Here is a 13365-nt window from a genome sequence, read left to right as displayed (position 1 = left end):
AACCTAGAAGTAGCTCGCATGGCTGTTCCCGAAGTCTACGCAACCTCGCGCCGCCCTATAGCCGGCTTTACGTTTGAAGAAGCCGCGGGTGGCATTGAGGCCTATCGCCTGGACGATAACGGGCTTCAAGTCCTGCTGATGCCCCAGAATGTGGTGCCGGTGGTTGCTTTCATGATCACCTACCACGTCGGCAGCCGGAATGAACCAACCGGCCTGACCGGTGCCACGCATATGCTGGAGCATCTGATGTTCAAAGGCACAGAGCGGTTTAACAAAACCCGGGGCACCTCGGTCTTTCAGGTGCTGCAGCGCGTAGGAGCGCAGGTGAACGCAAGCACCTGGCTGGACCGCACGAACTACTATGCGCTGCTACCACGGGAGCATCTGGCGCTAGCTGTCGAAATCGAAGCGGACCGTATGCGGGGGGCGCTGATTCGCCCGGAAGATGTGGAGGCAGAGCGCACCGTGATTCTCAACGAAATGGACCGGGGCGAAAACGATCCGCTGCGCAACCTCTACCATGCCGTCTGGAGTGTGGCCTTTGTCGCACATCCCTACCGTCACCCAACCATTGGCTGGCGCAGCGATGTGGAACACATGACCGCCGAAGCGCTCCGCCATTTCTATGACACGTACTACTGGCCTGACAATGCGACTGTCTCCATTATTGGCGACTTTGACCCGGAGGATGCTCTGAGGCTGGTTCGGGAGCACTTTGGACGCATTCCCCGGGCCCCGCAGCCAATTCCACGGGTCTGGACGCGCGAGCCGGAGCAGCGGGGCGAGCGGCGCGTAACCGTCCGCCAGGCCGGCCAGCTCGGCCTGGTCATGGTCGCTTTTAAAGCCCCGGCCGGCCTGGAGCCGGACGCCGATGCGCTCGATGTGCTGGCAACGCTGCTCTCGCAGGGACGCAACAGCCGCCTGTATCGCCGCCTGACAGACGCCGGCCTCACCACCCTGGTCGTGGCAGCCAACGAGCGGCATCGCGATCCCGGGCTTTTCTACGTGGTGGCCCGTCTGACCCCCGGCAAACGTCATGACGAGGTGGAAGCGGTGCTGCTGGAAGAGCTGGAGCGGGTAGCCCGCGAGGGCGTCAGCGAACAGGAAGTCGCGCGGGCCCGGGAACAACTGACCGCCCTGGAAGCCTACGGTCGGGATGGGCCCTTCGCGATCGCCGCGCAACTGAACGAAGCAATTGCGCTGGGCGACTGGAAACTCTACGCCACGTATCTGGATCGAATCGGTCGCGTCTCGCCGGCCGATGTGCAGCGGGTGGCGCAGACCTACCTGCAGGAGGCAACCCGTACCGTGGGCTGGTATGTACCAGAAAACGGCTAGAGCACAATGACGCGAACGTTTGCCGAACGGGTAACGGAAATCGAAGCGGGGCCCTGCCGGCTTTACGTGCTGCCGGTTCCGGTGGAACAGGTGGTCACGCTCCGAGGCTCACTGCGCACGTGGCCCGACGTTGCCGCCGGCGAAACGTTGCTGCAACGGCTGACCGTGGCCATGCTGGACCGGGGCACGCGGCGCCGCGATCGGTTTGAGCTGGCGCGGCTGCTGGAAGACCGGGGGGCGCATTTGAGTTTTGCCAGCAAAGGAACGCGGGTTGAGTTCGCAGGACGCATGCTACGGCGGCATCTTTCAGACGTGTTGCCGTTGCTGGCCGAGCAGCTTCGCGAGCCGCGCTTCGATCCGGATGAATTTGAAAAGGCCCGGTTGCATGTGCAGGCGCAACTGCAACAGCAACTGGAACAGACAAGTACCCGCGCCCGCATTGCCCTGAGCCAGCGACTCTACCCGCCGGCACACCCGAACTACCGGCGCGATCCGGAAGCGGAACTGGAGCGCCTGGCCACGCTGACACTGGAGGAGGTGCAGGCCTACCATGCGGCCCATTTCGGGGCGAACGAGCTGATCCTGGTGCTGGTAGGCAACGTGCAGCCCGAAGCGGCCGAACCGCTGGTGCGTGCAGCGTTTGCCGACTGGCCGGCGCACCAGGCCACGCCACGCTTTGCGGCCGAGGCGGCGCCGCAGCCGCCCGACCGGGTGCTGATTCACGTGCCGGACCGGCAGAATCTGGATGTGCTGATGGGCCATGCCGTGGCGCTGCGACGGCAGCATCCCGACTACGTCCCGCTCTACGTGGGCACCTATATCCTGGGGGGCAACTTTTCAGCCCGCCTGATGGCTACCGTGCGCGACGAACAGGGCCTGACCTACGGCATCCATGCCGCCTTGGAAGGCATTTCAACAGAGCACGAAGGCCACTTTGAAATTGAGGTGACGCTCAGCCAGGATCGCCTGGAGCAGGGGATCGCGGCCACGCTGGAACAGGTGCAGCGCTTTGTGGACGAAGGCGTCACCGAGGAAGAACTGGCCGAAAAAAAAGATATGCTGACCGGACTGTTCCAGACCGGGTTAAGCACAACCTCGGGCCTGGCGACTGCGCTCCTGATTAACATCGAACGCGGTTTTGGGCCCGGCTATCTGGATCGCTACCCGGAGGAAATCCGCGCCGTTACCCGGCAGCAGGTCAACGAAGCCGTGCAGCGCTATCTGAACCCGGCGGCCCTGCATACCGTGGTGGCCGGCAGTGTGATGACAGAGATTCATTAGAATATTTAAGACCTGTTACAGCATGTGAGCCGGTTCGCAATTAGAGCGCAAGTCGCACATCGTTATGCGTTTCGTTCTTTTAATGGTAGGAGGGGGGCTCTGCGTGCTGGCGCTGGCCGGGTGTCATAAAAAGACCGGTACAAGCCTGCTCCAGGGACCCTATGATCTCGGAGAGATCGGCGAGCGGGATCGTATCGCGTTTTTCGATTCGGTGCAGTATGAATACCGTCGCGTTTTGTTGGAGCAGAGCCACGCGGAGCATTACATGGATGCTCCCCTGGATTTTCTGGTCGATGATTCCCTGATCTATCTATCGGATGGAAAGACCTCGATCAAAGTTTTTGACCGGCAGGGGCATTTTATCAAAACGTTGGGAGACCGTGGAGAGGGCCCCGGTGAGTATCAATTTGCTACTCAGATTTTCAAATGCCACGATATGATCGGGGTGTATGATTCCATGTTAAAGAAATTTATCTTCTATAGAGATCTGGAGTATGTATACGACTTTACATTTTACGCAGCAGGAACGCTTTTTAATGATCCCATCTGTCGTGATCAATACCTCTATATTTCTATTCGAGGATTCACGCCGGAATGGCCCTACCATCTCTTAAAGATCGATACCACAGGGAATGTTGTGAAAGCAGCGATGTATATGTCTGATAAGTACCATGCTTATTTTTATACAGGATTTTTTTATGTTTACCTTCTGGAGATACAACAAAAGATTGCGCTGGCGCATGCGATTCATAAAAAAGTTTTTTACTTCAGTTACGACCTGGATAGTCTCTATGCGGAACCACTTATTATGCCGCCTCGTTGCGAGGCATGGCGATGGCCAGAAATACGCGAGATTAACGCTGATGCTGCTGCTTATGAAGAGCAATTTTTTAGAATACGTGATCTTGTAAATAGGCAGTCTCCTTGTATATTTATTGGTATGTATCCTTATGAAGGGTATAAAATATATAATTATCTTATGGGGGAAAATGTGAATGTTAAAATGGTTGTTTCTGTTGTATATAATCGGAAAAATGACGAGACAGTCTATTTGATAGGGGGAAACAATTTTTATGTATGGCAAAATCGCTTTGTTGAGTGTGAAATGGATGAGCACGATCGTCCGTACTGTGATTTTTTCCGAATTGATCTGCAACAAGGGGATGCTTCTCTGGCGCCGGCGTATCCCTGAAACGCATGGAGAGGTGCCTCTTGGCCGCGCGGCGCAGCAACAGCATGCCGGCAGACAGGGGGGCGACGGGTTGGCTGCGTGGGCTGACGGATTCCGTTTTCCGGCGTGGCGTCTTTCGGTCGGATCGGGCAGGGGAAGCCCTGGTTCGTGGTCAGGTGCGCGGGAGCAACCTTCCGGTGATAGCAATGCCGGCGTTCATATACGGGGGCTCTAGCCTTCTTTCCTGAAGTCCGCCGGCTGCGCGCATCCCAGGCAGGTTCAGATCAGGTTGTCCGCCAGCCGCTTCAAGTTCCTTTCTTACGTGCCTTTTCCAGAGGCGAGCGCGTGTGTACAAAAACGCAGCAGGCCCGCCCCCTTGCGAGAGCGGACCTGCTGCGTCCCCATCCACGAGAACACGGGCCTTGCGTGTTCTGCTGCTAATATCGGCTGGAAGCCGAAAAACTTAAACGTGTTGTCCTCAATTACCGGGTAGCCCGGGCCTGTTGGTAGAGTTTTTCCAGCGCAGGAAGCGCGCGGCGAACCATTTCCTCCACGCTCAGGCCGCGGTTACCCTGCACTTCGTATAACTTGCGGCAAACCAGCTCAAGGGCTCCTTTCAGACCGTGCGCTTCGATGCTGCGGCTGGTGGCGCGACGGCGGCCGTCGGCATCGGTCCAGTACCCCTGCACGTAGGGGCGGCGAACTCCCTGGCGCGTTACCTTGACGCTGAAGCCAATGCCAATGACGCCTGATCGGTTAATCGATTCAGCCGCTTTACGCCGGACCTCTGGCGTGCGTAGGCGAGCCGTGGGATTAATCGGAGGCGGCAGCTCCTTCAGCAACTGATCTCGGTAAGCCAGTGCTGCTTCAAATGCTTTCTCCGGGGAGCCATACTTTTTATCCGAGAAAAACTGCGTATAGGACCGATTCTGCCGCTGAACGCGCACCTGCCAACCATGGGTGGCATGCACATCAATGCGGAAAACATTGCGCTCCTTTCGCGCGAAAGCACGCTTTTTTAAGGACATGATTCCCCTGGCCGCTGGTGAAAAAACAAATCCATGCCGAGAGCGGCGCCGTGCATCGTGGTGGGACAGCACCTAAATTTATGTATAAAACTTGCTACATTCAATAGTTCAATGGAAGAAAAATGAAGGTGACGGGAAGCGCTCCCAAAATGAATATACACTTTGCTTTGGCAGTTACGTTCAGCCTACTTTAGGAGCCAACTGTCGGTTTCGCTAAGTGAAAGGATCTATGCGCACGAGCTGGCTATGCTTGCTGAGCTTCTGGATAAGCTGGGGGTGTGCGCTGGAGCAGGCGGCGCCAGGCTATCGGGTGGTAGGCTATCTCTATGGTCCCCGTATGGACAGTCTGGCTGTATTGGATTTATCGGGACTCACGCATGTGAACTATGCCTTCGCCAATGTGCGCCCTGATGGGCGGGTTGTGTTGGAGACAGCCGCCGACAGCGTGCGGTTGCGTCGCCTGACGGAGCTGCGGGGCTCCGATGGTCCGCAGATACTCCTTTCGATAGGGGGCTGGGCGTGGTCCGACTATTTTTCAGACGCAGCGCTGACGCCGGCTTCGCGGCGTCGTTTTGCGGCAAGTGCGGGGTCGCTGCTGGTTGGGTTCGGACTGGACGGGCTGGACATCGACTGGGAGTATCCGGGGCAGCCGGGTGAGGGGAACGTCTATCGCGCAGCAGATCGCGAGAATTTTACCCGGTTGCTGGCAACGGTGCGGACGCTGCTGGACTCCCTGACGCAGGTGCAGGGGCGTCCGTATCTACTGACCATTGCGGCAGCAGCCGGTCCGGCGTATCTGGCGCACGTCGAGATTGAGCGGGTGTACCCCCTGGTGGATTTTATCAACCTGATGACGTATGATTTTCACGGGAGCTGGACGGACCATACGGGGCATCATGCCAATCTGTATCCGTCCTCTCTGGATCCAGAAAAGATGTCGGTGGATGGGGCCGTGCGGCGTTATCTGGCGGCCGGGGTGCCGGGAGCAAAACTGGTGATCGGGGTGCCGTTCTACGGGCGAGGGTGGCAGGAAGTGCGGCCAGAGCATCAGGGGCGGTATCAGCCCTACGGGATGCCGGTGGAAAAGGAGCTTTCCTTTGCCGTATTGCAGCGGTACTACGTGGGGCGGGAGGGGGTTACGCGGTACTGGGATGCCGAAGCGCAGGCGCCTTATTTATGGCATCCCGAGCAACGTATCTTTATTTCCTATGAAGACGAACAATCGCTGGAAGCAAAAATAGCGTACGTGCGGATGCAGCAACTGGGCGGGATAATGTTCTGGGAGTACAGTGGAGATTGGGAGGGGCGGCTACGGTGTGTTGTTGCTTCAATAAATCCGTTATTGCAATGCGACGAAGAGAAGTAATTCAGCTAGGACTGATCTCTGGTCTACTAGGAGCGTTTGGACTTCGATGTACGTCTTCGGTCGGGTTTCGGCGGCCTGTTGCGGTGGCTACCTGGAATCATGGCCAGCAGGCTGTTGAGGCAGCCTGGCGGAGGCTTCAGCAGGGCGGCAGTCTGCTGGATGCGGTGGAGGCAGGGGTGCGAGTAGTAGAAGCAGACCCGAGCGTCCGTACGGTAGGACTGGGAGGCTATCCAGACGCAACGGGACGGGTGACGCTGGACGCTTCCATTATGGAAGGAACGGGGCGGTGTGGAGCGGTTGCGTTTTTAGAGGGATTTGTGCACCCGGTCTCGATAGCCCGGCGCGTGATGGAAAAGACCCCGCACGTCTTTCTGGTGGGAGAGGGAGCGCAGGATTTTGCTCGGGCCGAAGGATTTGAAGAGACAAACCTGTTGACGCCAGCCGCCGCGCAGGATTGGCAGCGCTGGAAAGCCCGGCAAGCTCGGCAAACCCCTCCGCCACCCAACCTGGAAAATACCAATCGTATTGATGCGACCAATCATGATACCGTCGGGCTGTTGATGGTGGATGAGGAAGGACGGTTGGCAGGCGCCTGCTCCACCAGTGGTGCAGCCTTCAAGTTGCGCGGACGAGTGGGCGACTCGCCCATTATCGGCGCCGGGCTGTTTGTGGATGACGAGGTGGGGGCCGCCTGCGCCACGGGTTGGGGAGAAGGGGTCATTCGCATTGCAGGTTCTCATCTGGTCGTCGAGCTTATGCGGCAGGGCGACGATCCTGAAGTAGCTTGCCGCAAGGCTGTGCAACGCTACCAGGCCAAAAGTCCGGGCAGCGAAACGTTACAGGTGGGTTTCCTGGCGCTGCGACGTGATGGAGCGGTAGGCGCCTACAGCCTGCGTCCTGGTTTCACCTATGCGGTAAAAACCCGAGATCAGAAAGTGCAATTGCTACAGGCCCCCAGTCTCCTGCGCTGAATCCTCAAAACAAAGCGCCGGCTCTTCTCGAGCCGGCGCTTTGTTTATTGCCGAGCCACTGTATGCTATTCCGAGGCCCCTTCTTCAGCCGTTTCGGGTTTTTCAGGGGGTGTTGCTTCGGCGGCTGGCCGCGCCTCAAAAATCAGTTCGCCTGGTTTGACGGACTCGTCATAGTGGATTACAACCAGATCGCCTTCTTTGACTTCGTTGCTCAGGATAGCCTCGGCCAGTGGATCTTCTACGTACTTCTGGATAGCTCGCCGCAACGGCCGGGCACCGTACTGCGGATCATAGCCTTTTTCGACCAGGAAGTCCTTGGCAGCCTGGGTGAACTCAACCTGGATGCCAAGGTCTCCTGCCCGCTTGAGCAGGTCGGAGACCATCAGGTCGATGATCTGGTAAATATGCTGTTTCTCCAGCGGTTGGAAGACGATCACATCGTCGATTCGGTTCAAAAACTCGGGGTTGAAGACGCGCTTGAGCGCATCTTCAACCGTAGACTTCATCGCCTGATAGTTAAAGGGCTGTTCGCTCTGCGTAAAGCCGATGCCCTTCCCCAGGTTCTTAATTTCGCGGGCGCCGATGTTAGAGGTCATAATGATGATTGTATTCCGGAAGTCGACGCGGCGGCCCAGTCCATCAGTCAGGATTCCGTCGTCCAGCACCTGCAGTAGGATGTTGAACACATCCGGATGGGCCTTCTCAATTTCATCCAGCAGCACGACCGAATAAGGCTTGCGCCGCACCTTCTCGGTAAGCTGGCCGCCCTCTTCGTAGCCCACATAGCCTGGCGGAGCACCGATCAGGCGACTGACGGAGAATTTCTCCATGTACTCGCTCATGTCAATGCGGATGAGGGCATCCTCGGAATCGAACAGGTACTCCGTCAGGGCTTTGGCCAGCTCAGTTTTGCCGACGCCGGTCGGTCCCAGGAAAATGAAAGAACCAATGGGGCGTTTCGGATCTTTGAGGCCGGCGCGCGTCCGCCGGATCGCCCGGGCCAGCTTGGAGATCGCTTCGTCCTGACCGATGACGCGTCCTTTGAGCGCCTCCTCCATGCGGAGGAGCTTTTTCTGCTCAGGTTCGGTGATTTTGTCGACGGGGATTCCCGTCATCATCGCCACGACCTCTGCGATATCCTGGGCCGTGACCTCATGGACTTCATGCTGAATACGCTCTTCCCAGGCGCGCTTGGCCTCTTCCAGCTCTTCGAGCAACTTCTTTTCCCGGTCGCGCAGCCGCGCTGCCTCTTCGAAGCGTTGGCTTTTAACGACGCGGTTCTTTTCCTCACGTACCCGCTCAATTTCTTCTTCCAGCTCGACGATTTCTTTCGGAACCCGGATGTTTTTCAAGTGCACCCGGGCGCCGGCTTCATCCATAACATCAATGGCCTTATCTGGAAGGAAGCGATCGGTGATGTACCGCTCCGACAGTTTGACGCACAGCTCAATCGCCTCGTCCGTGTACCGGACGTTATGGTGTTCCTCGTAGCGATCTTTAATCTTCTGCAGAATTTCGATGGTCTCCTCCGGAGTGGAGGGGTCGACCATAATCTTCTGGAAGCGGCGATCCAGCGCGCCGTCTTTTTCAATGTACTGACGGTATTCGTCCAGGGTGGTCGCGCCGATGCACTGAATTTCACCGCGCGCCAGCGCCGGTTTGAACATGTTGGAGGCGTCAAGCGAGCCCGAAGCGCCACCGGCTCCGACGATGGTGTGCAGCTCGTCGATGAAAAGAATAACGTCGGGATTCTTTTCGAGCTCATTCATAACCGCCTTCATGCGCTCCTCGAACTGGCCGCGGTACTTTGTACCTGCTACAAGCGCCGCCAGGTCGAGAGAGACGATTCGTTTGTCGTAGAGCACCCGGCTGACCTTGCGTTGCACAATCCGCATAGCCAGGCCCTCCACGATGGCGGTCTTTCCTACGCCCGGGTCTCCAATCAGCACCGGATTGTTTTTCTTCCGGCGGCTGAGCACCTGGGCAACCCGCTCAATCTCCCGATCCCGTCCGATGACAGGATCCAGCTTCCCCTCTTCGGCCAGCTTGGTCAGGTCGCGGCCGAAATTGTCCAGCACGGGTGTTTTGCTCTTTTCCATCTTTGTGTACTCTCTACCGTATCTGGATGAAAAGCGACTGCCGCTTCCGCTCCCACTGCTGCTCCGGGCCGACGCCTTCCCACTCAAAATCGCATCCAGCTCGGCGCGGACAGCATCATAGGTAATAGAGAAACCCTGCTGCAGAATCTGGGCGGCAATGTTTTCCTCATCGCGCAGCAGGCTTAGCAGCAAGTGTTCGGTGCCGATTACATCGCTCTTGTATAGTTTGGCTTCGAGGTATGTTATCTTCAACACCTTCTCGGCCTGCTTCGTCAGGGGAAGATTCCCTACAACTGTAGTTGGGCCGCTGGTGCTCCGGACTGCATCTTCAATGGCTTTTTTCAGTTTCAACAGGTCACATCCAAGGTTGCGAAGGATCTGTACAGCGATGCCTTCGCCTTCCCGGATGATGCCGAGCAACAGATGTTCCGTTCCGATGTAATCGTGTCCCAGTCGGATTGCTTCTTCCCGACTGTAGGAAATAACGTCCCGGACTCTGTTGGAGAAGTTTCCTTCCATAACTACTGGATTGCTTTAAAACAGCCCTGCGTGCCGTTCGGCATGTTCAAGGCTGTTGGTTACCGCGATCAGCGTGCCGCTTGTAACCGGCAACGCTGACCCTGTGTTGTTAACCGAACCCGTGGATTGCTGTTCCTAACAAAAAACGCGGGGCTGCTAAGGCTTACCCCGCGTCTGCAGCCAGTTCGCACAGGAGCGTTAAACTGCAAAACTTGAGCCGCAGCCGCAGGTCTGGGTTGCATTGGGATTATTGAAAACAAATCCCCGGGCGTTCAGCCCGTCGTGATAGTCGATGGTTGTGCCCATTAAATATAGACCGTGCCGGCGATCCATGTAAATGGGAATGCCTTCAACCTCAAATTCCAAGTCGTACTCACGCTTCCGATCAAAGCCCAGCAGATAGCTCATGCCGGAACAACCACCGCCGCGAACGCCCACGCGCAGGGCATACCCCTCCGGAATCTGCTTGGTCTGCATGATCTTCCGAATTTCTTGGGCAGCGCGGGGCGTCAGCCGGATCGGAGTTTGCAAGGTCGTGCTGCTCATCGGTTGGCGCCATCACTGGTTGCTGAATGCATCCCAGAGAACGTGTCGTTGGCGTGGCTGTTCCGCATGCTACCGAAGCGGGCGCGCCAGGACGACCGGAGCTTTGCTTTTCAGTATGCGGCCGTTCGGGGCATCCATGGCCTCCAACAAGACAACGTAAATTCCGATTGGGAGCGCTGCTCCTGCATCGTCGCGGCCGTCCCAGAGCAACATGCCCTGCGCACCGCTATGCATGGGGCCCAGCGTTCGTACCAGACGGCCCTGACTGTCAAAGATGCGGACGCGCACCAGTGCGCTGGGCGCGGGCAACCTGTAGCGAAAGGTGACGACATCATCGATCCCGTCGCCATCTGGCGAAAAAGGAGAAGGCGCAACCTCTAAGGCTGGACGCTCAGGAAGCGAGGGACGGTCCTGGAGGCGAGCGGCATTGGGCTGGCCCGGCGTGCCCCCAGAAGGATGGGGGCTACTGGTCCAGTTGGCGGAATCGTTCGAAGGTCCCTCTGGAAGCAACCGCTCCAGGGCCAGCCCTGTGGTTTCCCGAATGCCTGCCTGATGCCAGGAAGGGCGATAGTACACGGAGTCGAGGGTCAAGGAACCGTATTGCAGGTGGATGAGGTCGCCGTCATTGCGCAAGCCCAGTCCACGTCCGGGTATCGCAATCCAGATGGTACCGGGATGACGAAGTGCGTTCGGGAAGGCTGCCGCCATAAATGCCTGAGGATCCCGTCCAGGAGGGACGTTGAAAACAACGGCCAGACTGCCTGGCGCAAGCGCCTGCCAGCGGATCGGCAGATGTACTGTGTCTGCCTGGCCGTGTTCGTTCGGCACGTCCGTCCAGAAGAGTCCTTCAAGGTTGAGATGGCGGGATGACGTGTTGATCAGCTCAACGTACTCGGGTTGATCGGGGCGGCCGTCGTACGGATCGGCCAATGGAGCGTAAAGTATCTCATTGACGCGGAGGGTTGCCGGGGCGGGTGGATAGGCCAGCGGGTGCACGGTTGCCGTCAGCCGATTGCCCTTGAGGTCACGCAGCCCGTGGACAACCAACCGGCGTTGTTGCTGCAAAGGACGCGCAAAGCGCAGACGGACGTGCCGGACCTCAGGTATCCAGGTAGCCGTCAGGGGACGGGTACCGTCGTCCAGTTCAAAAGCAGCGGGCTGAACAGAGGTTGGATCCAGCATTTCGTTAACCAGGACAGTGACCGTTAAGCTGTCGCGCACGGCCACAAAGCGAACAGCCGGTGGCGATTGGTCAGGTTCGTAGCGGCTGTTCTGGCGTCCGGGCGTAGCTCCGCGGGGAGCTGCACTGACCGCCCAGTTGGCGAGCAGCAGGGTGGGAAGGTCGGGATCCCGGCGCTCCAGGGAGCGTCCCGGTTCACCCATGGCTGCGTGGTACCAGAGCGAATCGAGAAGCAGCCCATCGCCTCGCTTTAATACGATAGCGTCGCTGTCATTGTTGAGCGAAGGCCAGGAAACAGGTTGCAGGAGCACTGCCGCTACGCTGAAGACGGTTCGCAGGGCGGTGGTGTCTTCGGCGAGCACGGCATAAGCACCGGGCGCGATAAGAAAGGCCCGATCGGCCAGGGGTTGCGCGCGGCCACGGGCGTCGTGCCAGAAAACCTTCTGCAGGTCCAGTGCATAAGGAGCTCGGTTATACAGTTCTACAAATTCGAGGCCTGGCTGCGCAGGGGCATAGAGTACTTCATTGATAATAAGGTCGCCGGCGCTAATGGGGCCGGGATCGCCGGGAAATGCCAGCGCACGCTGCACCGGTTGCATAGGGTTGCCTACCGTGTCGGTCAAGGCCTCGACGCGAAGGACGTAAGTAGTCTGAGGAATCATGGGCGCCGTCAGCAGCAGCGTAAAGTCAGGGCGGGGAGGAGCGGGGCAGTCCAGTACCTGCAGCACGGCAGGACCTTCCAGGAGGCTATAGGCAGTCGAATTGCAGCCATTCACCGGTTCGTTGAAACGCAGGCCGATCCGACGGCTATCCACGGGATACAGATCAAGCAGCCGAGGAGGCAGGGTGTCTGTTGTGACAGCGAGCGTCACGACCGTGTCGCGCAGGGCATTACCGGCCAGGTCTTGCAGCCCCTGAACGGAAAGCTGATACGTATCAGAAGGAGGCACGCGGTGGTAGTGCAGGTGGACGGTCTGGCCGGACGCGGTCCACTGGATTCGTTGGGGGAATCCAGCAAACGAGGAGGCGGTTACGTAGAAGGCATTGGAGGGGATTCGCGTCGTGTCGATAGGTTCAGAGAAAGCTACAACGAAAGCGCGCAGTTGTTGGCGATAGAAAGCACGGGTAACCCGAGGGCGAATAAGATCGATGCGCTCGGTTTCACCGGCAGCCATCAGGTTGTCAAACGCATAGCTGCGGGCAGTGGCAGCCGTGTGTTTTACCCAGAGCCCGAAGTAGCGGCTGCGCCAGTACGTCGCGTCAGTAGCTTCAAACAGGAGGCGACCGTTCAAAAAGACGCTCCAGTGGCCGGTTTCGGTGCGTAAAACTTTTAACGTCAACGTCTGGGTGGGCGCAGTCAGCACAGGAGCACTACGTCCGAGCAGAATGCGTCGGGTAGCCGGATTTCCATCCTGGCGATAAAGGCGTACCTCGTCGCGGTTATTGGTTCCAAGCTGGAGGAAATAGCCATGGACCGGAGCGCGCAGATCGGCTGTGTCAGCCAGCAGGTAGATGCGCACGCCGTTGAAGTTGCTCAGGTTGACCTGCTCATAGCTGAGCGTGAGTTGCCAGAGGCCCCAGGAGACCGCAGAAGGAGTGGTCAGGAAGAGCGTGTCAGGTCGGGGACGGCCATTGGTGCGGAGTCGGGGATTCCCATTAAGCGTGTCGATGGTCCAATGGGCGAGGGTCCCGTACCAGGGAGGGTTTTCGGTGAAGTTACCGTCGCTGAACGCTTCAAAAAACTGGGCCTGTACGGGAAGAGGAAGGAGCAGGATCCAGAGGAAGCGGTACATGGTGATAAGTCCGTTATTGCAATTTGCGCTTTAGATAACAACGGGATATGTCATGAACACCAGGCAGTTGGCG

9 protein-coding genes are annotated in these 13365 nt (G+C 58.1%); 5 read left to right on the top strand and 4 right to left on the bottom strand.

The window, feature by feature from the left end:
• Positions 1-18 precede the first annotated feature (18 nt).
• The 3 genes from BUA15_RS05825 (at position 19) to BUA15_RS05815 (ending at position 3811) form a co-directional block, all read left to right on the top strand.
• Positions 19-1338 (top strand): M16 family metallopeptidase, encoded by a 1320-nt coding sequence (locus BUA15_RS05825; protein ID WP_072715039.1) that lies wholly within the window; start codon positions 19-21, stop codon positions 1336-1338.
• Positions 1339-1344: 6 nt separating this feature from the next.
• Complete coding sequence (locus BUA15_RS05820; RefSeq protein WP_072715038.1) at positions 1345-2619, top strand: M16 family metallopeptidase; 1275 nt, start codon at positions 1345-1347, stop codon at positions 2617-2619.
• 64 nt (positions 2620-2683) lie between these two features.
• The gene (locus tag BUA15_RS05815; RefSeq protein ID WP_072715037.1) at positions 2684-3811 is read left to right on the top strand and encodes a 6-bladed beta-propeller; all 1128 of its coding nucleotides are present in this window, start codon (positions 2684-2686) and stop codon (positions 3809-3811) included.
• 461 nt (positions 3812-4272) lie between these two features.
• Here BUA15_RS05815 and BUA15_RS05805 read toward each other — a convergent pair whose 3' ends face one another.
• The gene (locus tag BUA15_RS05805) at positions 4273-4818 is read right to left on the bottom strand and encodes an AP2 domain-containing protein (RefSeq protein WP_072715035.1); all 546 of its coding nucleotides are present in this window, start codon (positions 4816-4818) and stop codon (positions 4273-4275) included.
• A gap of 229 nt (positions 4819-5047) precedes the next feature.
• On the opposite strand from BUA15_RS05805, the gene BUA15_RS05800 reads away from it, so the two are divergent.
• Both BUA15_RS05800 and BUA15_RS05795 read left to right on the top strand, forming a co-directional pair.
• Positions 5048-6184: a glycoside hydrolase family 18 protein gene (locus BUA15_RS05800; RefSeq protein ID WP_072715034.1), complete on the top strand. Its 1137-nt coding sequence runs from the start codon at positions 5048-5050 to the stop codon at positions 6182-6184.
• Entirely contained in the window at positions 6166-7155 is a 990-nt protein-coding gene (locus tag BUA15_RS05795; protein ID WP_072715033.1) for a glycosylasparaginase, read from the top strand. Before BUA15_RS05800 ends, BUA15_RS05795 begins: the two co-directional genes overlap by 19 nt.
• A 65-nt stretch (positions 7156-7220) precedes the next feature.
• Here BUA15_RS05795 and BUA15_RS05790 read toward each other — a convergent pair whose 3' ends face one another.
• The 3 genes from BUA15_RS05790 to BUA15_RS05780 all read right to left on the bottom strand — a co-directional run bounded on the left by BUA15_RS05790 (position 7221) and on the right by BUA15_RS05780 (position 13292).
• Positions 7221-9773, bottom strand: a complete 2553-nt coding sequence (locus BUA15_RS05790) for an ATP-dependent Clp protease ATP-binding subunit (protein WP_072715032.1) — start codon at positions 9771-9773, stop codon at positions 7221-7223.
• Between the two features lie 198 nt (positions 9774-9971).
• Positions 9972-10319, bottom strand: a complete 348-nt coding sequence (locus BUA15_RS05785; RefSeq protein WP_072715031.1) for a HesB/IscA family protein — start codon at positions 10317-10319, stop codon at positions 9972-9974.
• A 69-nt stretch (positions 10320-10388) separates the two neighbouring features.
• Entirely contained in the window at positions 10389-13292 is a 2904-nt protein-coding gene (locus BUA15_RS05780) for a lamin tail domain-containing protein (protein WP_072715030.1), read from the bottom strand.
• Between the last annotated feature and the right edge of the window lie 73 nt (positions 13293-13365).

The sequence above is a fragment of the Rhodothermus profundi genome, assembly GCF_900142415.1.
Classification (GTDB): Bacteria; Bacteroidota; Rhodothermia; order Rhodothermales; family Rhodothermaceae; genus Rhodothermus; species Rhodothermus profundi.
Note: the sequence above shows the minus strand (reverse complement) of the source record. Positions and strands in the feature narration are given on the sequence as shown.